General features: G+C 57.0%; 14 protein-coding genes. 10 read left to right on the top strand and 4 right to left on the bottom strand.

Annotated features, from left to right (window positions below; genetic code table 11):
• The first annotated feature begins 126 nt into the window (after window positions 1-126).
• Together DYU11_RS33945 and DYU11_RS11095 are read left to right on the top strand one after the other, a co-directional pair.
• Window positions 127-213: a hypothetical protein gene (locus DYU11_RS33945; RefSeq protein WP_374755990.1), complete on the top strand. Its 87-nt coding sequence runs from the start codon at window positions 127-129 to the stop codon at window positions 211-213.
• A gap of 5 nt (window positions 214-218) precedes the next feature.
• Window positions 219-1091: an abortive infection system antitoxin AbiGi family protein gene (locus DYU11_RS11095; protein WP_158600269.1), complete on the top strand. Its 873-nt coding sequence runs from the start codon at window positions 219-221 to the stop codon at window positions 1089-1091.
• 121 nt (window positions 1092-1212) lie between these two features.
• Here the strand turns inward: DYU11_RS11095 and DYU11_RS11090 are convergent, their stop codons facing one another.
• Window positions 1213-1980, bottom strand: coding sequence for a DUF5958 family protein (locus tag DYU11_RS11090; RefSeq protein WP_119667744.1), 768 nt, complete (start codon window positions 1978-1980; stop codon window positions 1213-1215).
• A gap of 69 nt (window positions 1981-2049) precedes the next feature.
• Window positions 2050-2376, bottom strand: a complete 327-nt coding sequence (locus DYU11_RS11085; protein WP_119667743.1) for a hypothetical protein — start codon at window positions 2374-2376, stop codon at window positions 2050-2052.
• Window positions 2377-2552: 176 nt separating this feature from the next.
• On the opposite strand from DYU11_RS11085, the gene DYU11_RS11080 reads away from it, so the two are divergent.
• Complete coding sequence (locus tag DYU11_RS11080; RefSeq protein WP_119667742.1) at window positions 2553-3455, top strand: YihY/virulence factor BrkB family protein; 903 nt, start codon at window positions 2553-2555, stop codon at window positions 3453-3455.
• 24 nt (window positions 3456-3479) lie between these two features.
• Here the strand turns inward: DYU11_RS11080 and DYU11_RS11075 are convergent, their stop codons facing one another.
• Together DYU11_RS11075 and DYU11_RS11070 are read right to left on the bottom strand one after the other, a co-directional pair.
• Complete coding sequence (locus DYU11_RS11075) at window positions 3480-3866, bottom strand: DoxX family protein (RefSeq protein WP_119667741.1); 387 nt, start codon at window positions 3864-3866, stop codon at window positions 3480-3482.
• Between the two features lie 97 nt (window positions 3867-3963).
• Window positions 3964-4509 (bottom strand): GNAT family N-acetyltransferase, encoded by a 546-nt coding sequence (locus DYU11_RS11070; RefSeq protein WP_119668300.1) that lies wholly within the window; start codon window positions 4507-4509, stop codon window positions 3964-3966.
• A 160-nt stretch (window positions 4510-4669) separates the two neighbouring features.
• Between DYU11_RS11070 and DYU11_RS11065 the strand changes: the two genes are divergently transcribed.
• The 7 genes from DYU11_RS11065 (at window position 4670) to DYU11_RS11035 (ending at window position 15797) form a co-directional block, all read left to right on the top strand.
• A complete protein-coding gene (locus DYU11_RS11065; protein ID WP_119667740.1) occupies window positions 4670-5359 on the top strand; it encodes an alpha/beta fold hydrolase in 690 nt (229 codons plus the stop codon).
• 159 nt (window positions 5360-5518) lie between these two features.
• Window positions 5519-7291, top strand: coding sequence for an ABC transporter ATP-binding protein (locus DYU11_RS11060; RefSeq protein WP_119667739.1), 1773 nt, complete (start codon window positions 5519-5521; stop codon window positions 7289-7291).
• A 103-nt stretch (window positions 7292-7394) separates the two neighbouring features.
• On the top strand, window positions 7395-9077 hold the full coding sequence (locus tag DYU11_RS11055; protein ID WP_119667738.1) for a L,D-transpeptidase family protein: 1683 nt from the start codon (window positions 7395-7397) through the stop codon (window positions 9075-9077).
• 148 nt (window positions 9078-9225) lie between these two features.
• Complete coding sequence (locus DYU11_RS11050) at window positions 9226-9813, top strand: RNA polymerase sigma factor (protein WP_147367918.1); 588 nt, start codon at window positions 9226-9228, stop codon at window positions 9811-9813.
• A 57-nt stretch (window positions 9814-9870) separates the two neighbouring features.
• Entirely contained in the window at window positions 9871-10977 is a 1107-nt protein-coding gene (locus DYU11_RS11045; protein ID WP_119667736.1) for a FecR family protein, read from the top strand.
• A 12-nt stretch (window positions 10978-10989) separates the two neighbouring features.
• Window positions 10990-14403: a SusC/RagA family TonB-linked outer membrane protein gene (locus DYU11_RS11040; protein ID WP_119667735.1), complete on the top strand. Its 3414-nt coding sequence runs from the start codon at window positions 10990-10992 to the stop codon at window positions 14401-14403.
• A 14-nt stretch (window positions 14404-14417) separates the two neighbouring features.
• Window positions 14418-15797: a RagB/SusD family nutrient uptake outer membrane protein gene (locus DYU11_RS11035; protein ID WP_119667734.1), complete on the top strand. Its 1380-nt coding sequence runs from the start codon at window positions 14418-14420 to the stop codon at window positions 15795-15797.
• The last annotated feature ends 35 nt before the right edge of the window (window positions 15798-15832 follow it).

Here is a 15832-nt window from a genome sequence, read left to right as displayed (position 1 = left end):
AGCGGACGCTGCCGGGGTTGCCGCGGCCAGGCTCAAGGGCGACACAGGGGGTAAGCCTAAAGGCCTAAGTGAGGAGGCTAAGAAGACCGCCCGGTAGCAGAATCGCTTTACAAAGAAGGCTTTGGCATCAAGGTAATCGCTCAGCAGTTGCAGTTATCCCGAACGACGGTTTACAAGTATTTGGATGTAAGAGGAATAAACTATAAACAATAAATATCGTGACGATTAGTGCCAAAGCATTATTCCACTTCACTGGAAGAGGTGAGAAAGAGGTTTTAAAGAAAATATTAAGTAACGGTTTTCGTCCAAGTTATTGCAAAGAATTTGGAGAATGTACTGGGGGAAGAATTACCGAATCTCAAATACCTATGGTTTGCTTCTGTGATATTCCACTATCAAGTATTCGATCTCACATGCTTGGCCATAGCTGGGAACATAATGGCGAGAAAGTAGAAGCGGAAGGTTATGGATCTTATGGATTGGGTATGACTAAAGAGTGGGGTAAAGCAAATGGCTTGAATCCAGTATTATATTTTCATTATGATGACAATTCAACTTATATAAAATCAATGGTTGATGCACAAAGTATACTATATGATTTCTTCAGATTGTATGATCCATTAGTGAAACAATCTTTTTCTAAATATCCATTGATATCTCAACTTCCTAATCATACAAGAGAAATTTTGAATATGTATTTTGCGATGAAGCGTGTAATGGAACGTGTTCAAAACTGCTTTAGCTATAACAAACCTTACGAAGATAAAAGAGACGGGCGGTTGTACTACAACGAACGCGAATGGAGATTTACAATTCCTTATGATCAAGCAACTAATTACGAAATACCTGTAATTTTCCCAAGTCTATATCCTGAACTATTAGAAAAGAAACACGAATTAATGAAGTTGATTGAAGAGAAGTATATGCTCAAATTCACACCTCATGACATCAAATACATAATTGTTAAAGATGAGAATGACATTGAAGATATAATAGAGTATATGAGGTCTACTGGAAAATACTCTGAGGATCAAATTAAGATGCTTTATCCTCGAATTATTACCAATAGACAAATATTAGAAGACTTTTAACGTTCATCGAACAGGCGATGCTGTTCTGACCCGCTGCTCAAGTTTACCCACGAGGAAATAACTTACTTGCACCATCACAATACAAACAGGGAGCATTAAATGCAACAAGCTTTTCTGCGAATCACACCCAGGGCGAATCGACGTTGTATTTTGTGCGGAGGTGCAACCGGGTGACCTCGCTGATGATCCGAATCGCGTCTTCGTTTTGCAGTTTATACTGGGTAGACAGGGCTTTACGTAAGGAGTGGGTCAGGATCGATCTGGCCTGACTATTCCGGCTGGACGATACATTCCCGAACTGCTCACTGATTTCGTCGTAGGTCACGAAGGCGTAGGGGGCCGTGTGTTTAGGCGTAAGCTCGAGCGATTCAGCTAACCGTTCCGCTATTTCGTCGTTCCAGAGTCTGGCCAGACAAACAAACTCACTGCTGTAGCTGGGATGGTGGTAGAGTTCGTCAACCAATTGATGGTGGCTCGCCAATATGTCCTCTACAACGGCCGGGTCCGATAAGTCCCGGTACCACCAGTTGGTTGGGTTTGCCTTTTCGGCCGCATAGCGTGGTTGGTAACACGTTTTGAATGCCGACAGAAGCGATGCGTACCTAGCTTTATTGTCACCTTCCAGTAGATGGAACGTACGGCTCAATTTGGATTTCGACGTATACATCCTATTGACAACAGCCGGACGAGTAACGCGCTTTGTTTCCTGTAAAAGCGCCTGCTCAACGCGGGCCTCGTCGGGTTCAATCCGCCAAAGAAACGAGTGGAGTTCAAGCAGTTGGCCATACTGGCTAACCTCATCCACTTGCTCAAACAATTCGAGCAGGTGGGTTGCCGCATAAAGACCCTGCCCAAATTGACAGATGGTTATTTCCTCTTCCAGGCTCATGATGCTGTTGTTGACGTGACCTTATTAAATGTACAGCATTTATTGATCTTTACGAAGCCTACCTTGTAACTACGGCCGATAAGGTACGTTCTTTAACAACTTAAGGTTTTTTAGCTCGCGGCTAACAACCACATTCTGGCGGGGTACAATCTCGCGGTCAATCCAGTTTTGAACGCGGGAAAGTGTGTAATTATATAGCCGACTATTGTCGGCTATGGTGACCCAATCGCCAAAAATGTATTCTTTACCTTCGTACCTAATCTTACCTTTCAAGACCAGATTCGCCTTCTCAGAAAGAGTATCAAGTTGTTTTACCGTCTCGTCGATGGTAGGGCGTAGGCCAGCTTGCATAAACGCACGGGCCCTTTGGCGCTCTTCAGCGGTCAACGTTTCCAAAAAAGCCTGGTATTCGTTTCAGACCTGAGCCCGTTCTATTCGATCGGCCTGTTGGTAGCGCTCTAAATAATGTTTAACCTGTTCCATAATTTAGCACGTGAGTAAGCCTGAAGCAATATCCGGATAACTTTAACCCTACTCAAACCGTTAGCCTACTACATTGTCCTGCTGTAGTTGTGCGACGCATTCCGCCTTTTCTCCGCGTGGCCGCCAACGCGTTCACTAACCTGAAAGCGAACGACCCGATTCGCATGGCCGGCGCTACGGCGTTTTTTGCGTTCTTCGCCCTGCCGGCCATCGTCATCATCCTGACGCAGGTGTACGGTGAACTGCTGACCGGCGATGAGCGGTGGGTGCGCTGGCAGCTGTTTCGTCAGCTGGCGGACGTTTTCGGGCGGCCCGGTGCCCGCCAGCTTCGGGATATTTCCCGGAGTCTCCAGCAGGCCCGTTCGTCCGGTCTCTCCACGGTGCTGAGCGTGGTTGTGCTGCTGCTGGCCTCCACCACCATGTTTGTCATCATCAAAAATTCGATCAATCAGCTCTGGAACGTCCGGGCAACCCCGCAACGACGCGTGTGGAATGCCCTGGCCGATCGGCTGACCGCGCTGGGGGTCATCGTACTTACGGGGTTACTGTTCACGGCGTCGCTCACGCTGCAGCGCGCACTGGCCGCGCTTGCCCGTGAGGGGATGGGCGCGGGTTTCGGACTTACCCTGATCCAGTCGGTGCAGGAGCATGGGGTATCGGTGCTCATCCTGACGGTCTGGTTCGCCTTTGTTTTCAGGTACCTGCCCGACGTCCGTATTGACTGGCGGGCGGTGTGGGTCGGTGCGCTGGTAACGGGCGTACTGGTCGAGATCGGCAAGTACGTGCTGGCGCACCTGCTGATCGATAGTGCCGTTGGTTCGCTGTACGGGTCGGCCGGAGCCATTACGCTGGTCCTGCTGTTCGTATTCTATTGTTCGCTCATCTTCTATTACGGAGCCAGTTTCACCCGCCAGTATGCCCACTGGAAAAAGCTGGACGCCAGCCCGAAAGCCCATTCGGCCACGTACCAGATCCGGGAGGTGGATGAATAACGCGCGCAGGGCAGCGAACCGGACTTAGTCTTTTCGGGTGCTCAGCAGCGCCCAGGCGATCAGGACCGGCTGGAAAAACAGCCGGATAAACCGCTTCCGATCCGTATCCAGCCCAAATCCATCCCGTTTGTTGACGTACTGGGATATGTTGCCGGGAAACACCGCCGTGAAGAAACCCGCCGTGGTCCGGCCGACCGCCGGCTGGTGCGCTTCGTCGATCAGCAGCAGGCTGGTGCCCAGCGCGATTTCGGCCAGCCCCGAGTAAACGACCGTATCATCCTTGTCGAGGGGCACCCAGTCGGGTACCTGCGCCTGGAATTCCTGCCGGGCCGTGGTTAAATGACTGATGCCGGCGTAGAGCAAGGCTCCGCCCAGGGTAATTCTGGCTACGTTCTTGACAAGCGTACTCATGAGGGTTGCAGATCTGCCGGCTATCCGTTCAGCGGCTTAGTGAGTAACTCAGTTACCCAGGCCGGGGTTTTGGCCCAATCGGTTCGTCGGGTCGCCCCTACAGCACCTGAACCTGCGATTTGTCGTAGAGCCGCTCCCAGTCCCGGCGCAGGATGGCGTAGAGGTATTCGTCTTCAAACGCCCCCTGGTCGTTCAGGCCGGACTCGCGCATGATGCCCTCCAGCTGGAAGCCGGCCGTTTTTTCGATCGACCGTTTCGACGAGAGGTTCGACACGAAGCAGCCGGTTTCGACCCGGTTCAGGCCCAGCAGCTCAAACGCCAGGTAAAACAGATGGGGTTTGCTACGGGGCGCAACGCCTTTGCCGCGCATGTGGGTCAACGTATCGGCACCGGTGTAGCCCGTGGCGGGTTTTACACTGTCGATACCCAGCAGGCTCAGGCCCGCCAGTTCGTCGTTCAGCATGGCGTAGAATCCGTACTTGATCCGTTGGCCGTCTTCATAATCCGGCAGGTAACTTTCGGTAATTTCCATCAGCATGATGTCAGAGTCGGGATACCCCCGAAACAGGTCGTACACCTGCGCTACGTTGTCGTCGTTGATGAGGTGCAGCGTGATGGAGTCGGCATACAGTGCGGTGAACATGGCAGTCAGATTTACGGAAAGAAGCGTACAGTTGTCGCTAAAGTACCGAACGGCCGGGTTCAAAGCTATACGGAGTTAACGAATTAATAACAGACTGATTCGCAATGAATTGCCAAAACGCGTCCATATTGAGCGGTCAACTACCCGTAAACCATCATTCATGGAAGCAAATCAGAAACCAACCATTGTCTTTGTGCATGGCCTGTGGGCCGATGGGTCCAGCTGGAATGCCGTGATCGAACCCCTGCAGGATGCCGGCTATACCGTCGTATCGGTGCAGAACCCCACCACCTCATTTGACGACGACGTAACGGCCACCCGGCGGGCACTGGCCCGGATCGAAGGGCCGGTCGTACTGGTCGGTCACTCGTGGGGCGGGTTCGTCATCACCGAAGCGGGCAACGATCCCAGGGTGAAGGCGCTGGTCTACGTAGCGGCTTTTGCGCCGGATGCCGGTGAGTCGCTCATCGATCTGTTGAGTAAAGTGCCTCAGAATGCGCTCGGAAGTCACTTTGACGTAGCAGACGGGTTCATCAAGCTGACCTTCGAGGGCGTACAGCAATCCTTCGCCGGTGATCTGTCGGAGCCCGAACAACGACTGATTTTTGCTACTCAGACCCCCGCATCGGAAACGGTGTTCGGGGCGAAAAACACCACCCAGGCCTGGAAGGACCGGCCGAGCTTTTACATTGTTGCAGGGCAGGACGGGGCCATTCCGCCGGACCTGGAGCGGATGATGGCCAGCCATATCGGCGCTAAAACGATTGAAATCGACAGCAGCCACGTACCGATGATTTCTCAGCCCGAAGAGGTGCTGGACGTGATTCTGGAAGCGGCTGAGATTGAGTAGCACCAGCCAGTCACCTGCACGTTGTTACGGCGGCCTGTGGATGCACAGGCCGTTCGCTTTTGCCCATGGTCGTCGGTAGGGTAGTGGCTGCGGGCCAAACCTTTGCCTTCCCGGCCTGTTTATCAACCAGCGGGCCCGACAAACCCCACGCTCTGCTCTGTGCGCACCCTCTGGACGTATCTCAAACCGTACCGCTGGCTGACGGCCGGTGCCCTGTCCCTGATCGGCACGGCGCAGGTGCTGGCGCTCATCGATCCCATCATCTTCGGGCGGCTGATCGATGAGTTTGCCACTACCCCCCGGCCTCAACCGGAACCCGAACAGGTTCGCGGGGTGCTGCGCCTGCTGGGCCTGGCCCTCGGCATAGCCCTGCTGTCGAACCTGGCCAAAGCCGGGGGCGATTACCTGACGCGGCTGGTCGTCCAGCACTTTGGCATGGATATCTTCAACGATGGCCTGAAACAGACCCTGCGGCTCTCCTACGGGCAGTTCGGCGAACAGAGCAGCGGGGTTACGCTGTCTGTTCTGCAGAAAATACGCACCGACACCGAAAAGTTTGTCAACGTGTTCGTCAACGTCCTGTTTTCGTCGGTGGTGGGGCTGGGGTTTCTCATCTTCTACGCCATCACCAAGCACTGGGCGCTGGTGCCGGTCTTTCTGATCGGGGGGCTGGTACTGGGCGGGCTGACGGGGCGGCTCAGTCAGGCCATTAAAACCACCCAGCGCCGGATCAACCGCGAAACGGCCCAGCTGGCGGGCGTCATCACGGAATCCCTGCGCAACATCGAACTCATCAAAAGCCTGGGCCTGACCTTCCCTGAAATCCGGCGACTGCGGGGGCAAACGGGGCGGATCTTCGAGCTGGAGATGCAGAAAGTCCGGCGGGTGCGGGTCCTGACGTTCTGGCAAAGTACGACCCTGAACCTGTTGAAACAGTCGGTGCTGTTTACGCTGCTCTGGCTGATCTTCCGGAAGGTGCTCAGCCCGGGCGAGCTGATTTCGATGCAGTTTATTTCCGTCGCCATCTTCAACCCGCTCCAGGAAATCGGCAACATTATGCTGGCCTACCGCGAGGTAGAAGCCGGCCTGCACAGCTTCGACGAGCTGATGGGCAAACCCATCGAGCGAAATCCTGAATCGCCCCAGGAGGTAGGCCCCATTGAGCGCATTCGCTTTGCCGACGTCGTGTTTCGCCATTCGCCCGACGGCCCCAATGCCCTCGACGGCGTATCGTTCGAAGCCGGGCTGGGCGATACGCTGGCGTTCGTGGGGCCGTCGGGATCGGGCAAATCAACCCTGGTCAAACTGCTGGTCGGGCTATACCGGCCCGTCGACGGACAGATCTACTACAACGACATCGCTACGGTCGATCTGCGGTTCAACCCGATGCGCCGGCAAATCGGTTTTGTTACGCAGGACACCCACCTGTTTTCGGGCACCATCCGCGATAACCTGCGGCTGGTGCAGCCCGATGCCACCGACGAGGACATGCTCGACGCGCTGCGCAAAGCCGCCTGCCTGACCCTGCTGGACCGATCCGGGCTGGGTCTGGATACGCCCATCGGCGAAGGCGGCATGAAAATGTCGGGCGGGGAAAAGCAGCGGCTGGCCATAGCCCGGGCGCTGGTTCGTCGGCCGCGGCTGCTGATCTTCGACGAAGCGACCTCGGCGCTGGACTCCCTGACCGAAGAGGCCATCACCGCCACCATGCGCCGGCTGTCGACCCAGCAGGAGCAGATTACCATCCTGATTGCTCACCGGCTGTCCACTATTCTGCACGCAACCACCATCTGCGTCCTGGAAAAAGGCCGGATTGTCGAGATGGGGCGGCACGAGGAACTGGTCAGCGCCCGGGGGCTTTATTACGCCATGTGGCGGCAGCAGATCGGCGAGCGACGAACGGACGTGACGAACCCGATTCAGGAAGGCTGAGACGAGCGCGTCGACCAAAAACTCAATTAATTTACTGGCGTAACTGACCTTTTTTGTCGCTCCCCGGTTTTTATATAGACAGATTACACAAAACCGCCGAGCGATGATACGACAACTGACCTGCCTGCTCGTGCTGTGGCTGGGTCTGGTTTCGACCTGCCGCCACGGCGAACCATCGGAATCAGACCCCGACCGCAGCCCCGCAATCACCGAAACGGACCCGGTACAGGACGGGTTCGACTACCCAACCGAAGCAGCCGCGCAACTAATCCGGTCGTGGGTGGATTCGACCACCCTGGCCATTGATGTTCCGAGGATCAATGAGCCCCGGGTGGCCCGCGATCTGTTTGCCTTCTACAGCGGCCAGGCTTTTAAGCCGGCCTGGAACCCCCTGACGGCCGGGGCGCTGCTGGACCAGATTGACCGGCTTGACGAGGAAGGCCTCAATCCCGATGCGTTTCCGCACGGGGCACTGCGCCGGCTGATCGATGCCGTAACCGGTCAGGAAGCCGATGCCGAAACCGGCGCCCGGCTGGATGTGCTGCTGTCGGCTACGTACCTCAAACTGGCGGATATGATTGCTACCGGCAAGGTAAAGCCCGGTAAGCTGTCGGCTTCCTGGCACATCAGGCCCGCAAAACCCGATACGTTGTACACCCATCTTCAGCAGGCCGTTACGGGGCAGGTCGCATCGTCGCTGGACGCGTTTCGGCCCCGCTTCGGGCAGTACGCAAAACTGCAGAAGCACCTGAAAACGTACCGGGCCATCCTGGATCAGGGCGGCTGGACACCCATTGACGCGGGTAAGCCGGTCATGCCCGGCGATTCGGGCCGGCGGGTGATCGCGATCCGGAACCGGCTTCACCAAACCGGCGACCTCGACCCGGCCCCCGACCAGTGGGAGCGTCCGGCGGTGTATGATTCAACGTTGCTGGCGGCCGTAAACCGCTACCAGACCCGGAATGGCCTGACGGTCGAACCGGCCATAACCGACCGGATGATCGCGGCCATGAATGTGCCGGTCGAAACCCGGCTGAAACAGATCATGCTTAACCTCGACCGGATCCGGTGGTTCTCGACCGGCGAGATGCCAGACCGGTACGTGCTGGTTAATATTCCGGCTTACCACCTTCACATCGTAGCCGGTGGCCAGACCATCCGGCAGATGAAGGTCGTGGTCGGGACGGCCATGAACGCAACGCCGATTTTCAGCGACGTGATCGAATACGCCGAATTCTCGCCGTACTGGAACGTACCGAACAGCATCGCAACGAACGAATTGTGGCCTGCCATCAGAAAAAGCCGCAGCTACCTGCGTCGCCACCACTACGAAATTCTCGATGGCTGGGGGCCCGACGCCCGGGTCGTGAGCCGCAGCCGGGTAAACTGGAACAACCTCGATGCGTACCGGATCCGGCAGAAGCCCGGCCCCTGGAACGCCCTGGGGCTGGTTAAGTTCATGTTTCCGAACGAATTCGCCGTGTACCTGCACGACACCCCCGCCGACCAGCTTTTTGAGCGGACCCACCGGGCGTTCAGTCATGGGTGCGTCCGGGTGGAAGACCCGGCCTGGATGGCCGATTGGCTGTTTCCGCAGTTTGACCGACAAACCGTGAAAGAGATGATGACCAACAACCGGCGGCAGGTCGTGCGGCTGGAGGAAAAACTGCCCGTGTATATCTTTTATCAGACGGCGTTTGAGGACGAAACCGGGCGGCTGAATTTCCGGGAGGATACGTATGGGCTTGATAAACGGCTTACCCCGGAGTTTGATACCCTGCTGTAAGGGAAACGGCAGTCGTTCGCTCCCTGCGAAAACCCCGCCGTCGCCTGACTGGGCGGGTGTCCCGTAAAGTTTTGCCGGCCGAAAGCAGGAGATAAGGGTCAATATAATCTTTAAGGGATAAAATTGCACGTTTTGTCTTACTTGCCTAGTGTCAACTCTCCCAGCGCCCGAAGTCCAGCTTGCCATAGTGATGCGGCAGCATTACAACATGCTGTATGACTACGGCCTGAAGCTGACCAACGGCGACGAGGATACCACAAAAGACTGCATCCAGGAAACGTTTCTGGCGTACTGGAACCATGCCGCCGACTGGGCAGCCATTCAATCGGTAAAAGCCTACCTGCTCGTTACGTTCCGCAACCGCATCATTGACCACCAGCGGCAGCAAAACCGGTTTGTGCCGACGGTGTTCTGGGCGGGTTCCAATGAAATGGCTTTGCAGCCCGACTTCGTGTTTTCGCCCGAAGACTTTCTCATTCAGGAAGCTACCCGAACCGAACGGTCGAACCTGCTGGCAAACGCGCTCAACGGCCTGACGCGCCGGCAGCGGGAAGCGGTATTTCTTCGCTTTTTTCAGGAAATGGACTACGCCGATATGGCGCAGGTGATGGGCGTCCGGGAGCGAACGGTGTACAACCTCGTTCACGAAGGCCTCAACGCGCTGCGGCAGCAGTTGCCCCCTGCCTGGTTGCTCCGACTGGCGGGCGGGCTGCTGGCTTCAGTATTTATTCAATAAAAAATGTCAAAAACCCGGTAAAAGTCTCGTTGGATTTCGTCTTGTCGAAAAAATGGCATGGAATCCGACGGCTTTACTCCCCTTGATTTGGTCGACAACCCCTCGTTTCGGGCGTTTGTCGACGGCAGCGATTCCGAAGCGGTTCGCTTCTGGACCGACTGGGTGGCCCGAAACCCCGATCGGCAACACGATGTCGCCGAAGCGACCCGCATCCTGAAGGCGCTGGGCGCGTATCATCCCCGCGGATTGACCCCCGATCAGATCGACGCTGAGATCCGGCAGTTGCAGGATAAACTCGGTACGCCCGTTGCCGGGGTTCGTCCGCTCTGGCGTCGGCCCTGGCTTTGGCAGGCAGCCGCTACACTCACCCTGGTGATGGGGCTGCTGAGCGGCTGGTCGTACCTCCGGCAGCAGACAGACCCGGCCACGGTTGCCAGCCGGACGACGAACGCGGCCCAACCGGCCCCCCAACTGCCGGCGCTGGAGGATACGACCGCCAACGCGGGGCCGCTGTCGTACCGGACGGGATTCGGCGAACGGCGGACGGTAACCTTACCCGATGGCTCGGTGGTCAGGCTCAACGCCAATTCGGAACTGGCGCTGGCCTCCGACTGGTCGCCGGGCAATAGGGAGGTGATTCTGACCGGCGAAGCGTTTTTTCAGGTGCAGAAACAGCAGCACGACGGCAAACGGATCAAATTCATCGTGCGGGCCGCCAACGTAGCGGTGGAGGTGCTGGGCACGACCTTCGACGTATCGACCCGTAACCGCAAAGTAAAGGTAGTCCTGAACGAAGGTAAGATTCGCCTGAACGTAGCGCAGCGCACCCTCGATCTGCAACCGGGGGATCTGGTGGAGGTAAACAACCGCCAGGCCATTACGCTGCGCAGCCGCATCGAACCCGAAGGCCACTCCGCCTGGACGGCTGATGAACTGGTTTTCGATGAAACCCCGCTGTCGGACATTGCCCAGCTGATCGAAAACAATTACGGCTACCGCGTCCAGTTTGCCGATCCCGCCCTGGGTCGTCGCCGGCTGACGGCCACCGTGCCCGATCCCAGCCTGGATGTGCTGCTGTCGTCGCTGGAAAAAGCCTTTTCCCTCACCATTACCCGTCAGGAGAAAACCCTGCTGATTCACTCTGCCCACGTATCCAAACCCTAATCTGAGACCTGTATGAACACGCATCTACGAGTAATTTTTCTTTGTTCGGCGATCAGCTGGACCTGGTTGGCGGGGGGGCTGGCGTCGGCTCAGGCCCAGCCGCTGCTGGCCAGAAACGCCCATCAGACCAGCCGGGATACGGCACCAGGCCGCGCCATACCCCTGCGGCAGGCGCTGAAAGACCTTGAAACCCGGCATAAAGTCCGTTTTGGCTACGATAGTCGCCTGCTGGACGGCAAACCGCTGGTAACCCCCGTTGTGGCCAGCGACGTCCCGTCGGCACTCGATGCACTGCTCACGCCCCTGAGTCTGACGTACGAGCTGATTGGCAGCCGACTGTATATTCTGCGCGAAAAAACAGCACCAGCGGCCCCTGATGCCCCCGTTCAGGATCGACGGATAACAGGCCTGGTGAAATCGACTGACAATGATCAGCCGTTGCCGGGCGTCAGCGTCACCATTAAAGGGACTTCGCGTGGCACCACCACCAACGCCGAAGGCCGCTACGTCCTGAGTGTACCCGAAGGAAACGTAACGCTGGTTTTCTCGTTCGTTGGCTACGCACCCCAGGAGGTCAGTGTCGGCAATCAGTCCACCATCAATCCGGTTCTGACCCCCGACAACCGCGCCCTGAACGAGGTGGTGGTGGTCGGCTATGGTACCCAGCAGCAGCGCGACCTGACCAGTGCCATCACCTCGCTGAAAAGTAAAGATTTACAAAACCAGCCCGTTACCAGTCCGGATGCGCTGCTGCAGGGAAAAGCCGCCGGCGTACAGGTCGTGCAGAACTCGGGAACCCCGGCCGGGGAAATTTTCATCCGCATTCGCGGAACGGCTTCGCTGCTGGGCGAAACGCGGCCGCTGTACGTAGTCGATGGCGTACCGCTCAACAACTTTGGCGGCACCGTGCTCGATGCGGGCGGACAGCGACAGTCCGCACTGGCCGACCTGAACCCGAACGATATTGAAAGTATCGATATCCTGAAAGATGCGGCCGCGGCCGCTATCTACGGAGCCCGGGGGAGCAACGGCGTTGTTCTGATTACCACGAAACGCGGCAAAGCAGGCAAACCCCGCTTCAGCTTCGACGCCTATTCGGGTGTGCAGCGCGTGGCCAACCGGCTCGATCTGCTCAACGGCGACCAGTTCGTTGAACTCCTGCGCGAATCGCTGACCAACCGGGGTCGCAATCCGCTGACCGAAACGCCATTCAACCAGGTTCAGCCAACGGGAATCAATACCGACTGGCAGAATGAAATCTTCCGGTCGGCGCCCATCAGTAACTACAACCTATCCGTAGCGGGGGGCACTGAGCGGACCAGTACCTTTGTGTCGCTGGGCTATTTCCGCCAGCAGGGAACCATCATCGGTCAGGACTACAAACGGTACAACCTGCGCGTAAACCTTGATTACCAGGCGACCGACAAGCTAAAATTCGGCACCAGCACCCTGCTCAGCAATGCCTTGCAGAACCGGGTGGCCAACGATTTCAGCGGCTTTTCGATTCTCGGCAATGCGCTCACCCGCAACCCGAACCTGCCCGTTCGCAACCCGGACGGTACCTACCCGCTTGATCCGCTGCTGAACGAAAACCCGGTCATGCTCGCGAACGATATTCTGGCTCAGAGTAATCAGAAGCGTGTCATTTCTAACCTGTTCGCCGACTATCAGATCCTGAAAAACCTGACCTTCCGCACCACCTTCGGTATCGACTTCCTCGACGACCGGCAGGAGCGGTTTGTACCCAGCTACGTGATTGCCCGTCAGAACCGCGCCGAAGCCCTGGCGGTTGACAGCGATCAGTTTACCTGGCTGAGCGACAACACCCTGACCTACCGACAGCAGTTCGGCGCGCATAATTTGTCGGTGCTGGCCGGTTTTGGGGTGCAGAAGTCCCAGTCCAATTTCCTGCAGGCCGGCGGGCAAACGGCGGGGTCGAATATCATCAGGACCATCGCCATCGCTGATCCGTACATCCCACAGCACTCCATTTCTGAATGGGCCCTGCTGTCGTATTTCGGGCGGGCCAGCTACAACTACAAAGACAAGTACCTGGCCGACGCCAGTTTCCGGGTTGATGGATCGAGCCGGTTCGGGGCCAACAAGCGGTACGGCGTTTTTCCGGCGCTGTCGGCAGGCTGGCGGATCTCGGAAGAGGAGTTTTTGAAAAATAACCGGCTCATCAGCGACCTGAAGCTACGGGCCGGCTATGGCGTTACGGGCAATCAGGAAGGGCTGGGCGGTAACTACCCGGCGCTGGCCCTGTACGGAACCGGCCGCAACTACGACGGCAACCCCGGCATTGGGCAGCAGAACATTTCGAATCCCGAACTGGGCTGGGAGTCAACGGCAGCCGCCAACGTCGGGCTTGACGTGTCTATCCTGAACAACCGAATTGGATTCACCGCCGAAGCGTACCTGAAACGGACCCGCGATCTGATTTTCGAGCGGCAGCTACCCTTTACGTCGGGCTTCGGGGGTATCGCCAATGCCAACATCGGCACGATGGACAACCGGGGGCTGGAGTTTACCCTCAACACGGTCAACGTGAACGGGGCGTTTAAATGGACTACCAACTTCAACATCTCCTTCAACCGCAACCGGATCACGTTCCTGCCAAACAACGGTGCCCTTGGTTCTGATTTCATCTTCAAACTGCCCGATGCCTACGGAGTGGAGGGACCGTACAGCATTTACCGCATCGGGCAGTCGGTGGGTAATTTCTACGGCTACCGCTACCTCGGCGTGTACGCCAGCGACGAGGATGTACCACGCATTTCCGACCCCGAAAACCGCACCACTGACCTCTACGAACGGGGGGTACGCGGAGGAGAAGCCGCGTTTCTGGACGTTAACAACGACGGATTTATTTCAAGGGATGCCGACCGGGTGATCATCGGCAATGCACTGCCCGTTCACATCGGGGGGATTACCAATACCTTCAGCTACAAAGGGTTTGAGTTGAGCGCGGTAGTCAACTGGTCGTACGGCAACGACATCTACAACATGACGCGGGGGGTGCTTACCGGCATGATTGAGGACCTGAACCAGAGCACCGAAGTGCTGCGTCGCTGGCGGAAACCGGGCGACATCACCGATGTTCCCAAAGCGCTATACGGCTCGTCGTCGGTCAGCGGGGCTTCGCCAACCGACGTGTCCGACCGCTACCTCGAAGACGGTTCCTTCCTGCGTTTCCGCAACATCACACTGAGCTACAATCTGCCACAGCCGCTGATTCAGCGAATCGGCCTGAGCGGTGCCCGCGTGTATGTCAGTGGGCAAAACCTGATTACGCTGACCAGGTACAGCGGATTTGACCCCGAGAGCCAGAATACCGGCGGAGGGCGCATTCCATCGTTGGGGGTTGATTACCTCACCCAGCCTCAGGCACGGGTGGTTACGGTCGGCTTAAGTGTAGGCTTTTAACTTCGATCTAAACCATGAAAACCATTCATAAACTTACTGTACTGTCGGCGCTGCTGAGCCTTTCGTCCTGCGGGGATATGCTCGAACTGACGCCACCTAGTTCTATTGTTGCCGAAAATTTCTGGAAAACAGCGGGTGACGCGGAGGCCGGGCTGATGAACGCCTACAACTCCATGCAGAACTCCATGACCCAGAATTTTATCATCGTGCCGCTCGTATTGGCCGATGATGCCCGCGCGAACAGTGGCGGCAATTTCACCCGCCACGAAAGCTTTGTCGCGACGCCGGTACACGGCAATGTTCTCGACCACTGGCGCGATGTGTACGCGGCTGTTCACGGAGCCAACGACGTACTGGCCAACGTCCCAAACATCAACGATCCGGCCCTGCAGAAAGACCGGGTGCTGGGCGAAGCGTACTTCATCCGGAGCTGGGCGTTTTTTCAGCTGACGAGGCTCTGGGGTAAAATTCCGCTGCCCCTTCAGCCGTCGAAATCAGCTACTCAGGATTTTCAGTTGAAGCGCAGCGAAGTAGCTGAGGTGTACGCCCAAATTATTAAGGACTTACAGGAAGCGGAAAAACTCTTACCCGCTGCGCATCCGGGCAACAACCGCGCCCGGCCTGCAAAAGGCTCGGCCCGTGCCTGGCTGGCCAAAGTGTACCTGCAGCGAAATGCCCAGGGCGACTACGCCCTGGCCCTGGCCGAGTGTGAGAAAGTAATGGCCGACGCCCAGTACCGGCTCGTACCGGGCGCCAACTTCGCGAGTATTTTTGCCGTAGGTAGTCAGAACACGACCGAAACCATCTTCGAAGCATCGTTCCGGCCCAACCGTTCGACCGAAGGCCACGACCTCGACAACGAAACGGTTCCCTTTTCCGGCGCAGGCTTCCGGATGCGTCCCGAAACGAAGATTATCAACGCGTTTCAGGCCAGCACCGGCGACCTCCGCGCTGCGGTAAGTTTAGGCACGCATAACAACAACCGCTACATCCGGAAATATGAGGCTGCTCCGCCCACGACCAACATCCGGGGCAATCAGACCACCAATATCGTGTACCTGCGACTGGCCGATATCATCCTGCTCCGTGCTGAATGCCTCAACGAACTCGGTCGCACCGCCGAGGCGATTCCGTTCCTGAACCAGATTCGGACGCGGGCGGGCCTGCAACCGACTACGGCCACCTCGCAGGCGCAGGTAAAGCAGGCCATTGAAGATGAGCGCTTTCTGGAACTGGCGTTTGAGCCGCACCGCTGGTATGATCTCGTCCGCTGGAACAAGGCCGTTGGCACGGTAGCCAACCTGACCGAAGCCAACCGCGCCCGTATTCTCTGGCCGATACCCTCCCGCGAACTGGACCTGAACCCGAATCTGGATCAGAACCCAAGCTACTAACGAACTAACCCCGCAAGGGACTACGCATCCCGATT

The sequence above is a fragment of the Fibrisoma montanum genome (genome assembly GCF_003583365.1).
Classification (GTDB): domain Bacteria; phylum Bacteroidota; class Bacteroidia; order Cytophagales; family Spirosomataceae; genus Fibrisoma; species Fibrisoma montanum.
The sequence above is the reverse complement of the archived record's forward strand: the minus strand, read 5'-3'. Positions and strand labels throughout refer to the sequence as shown.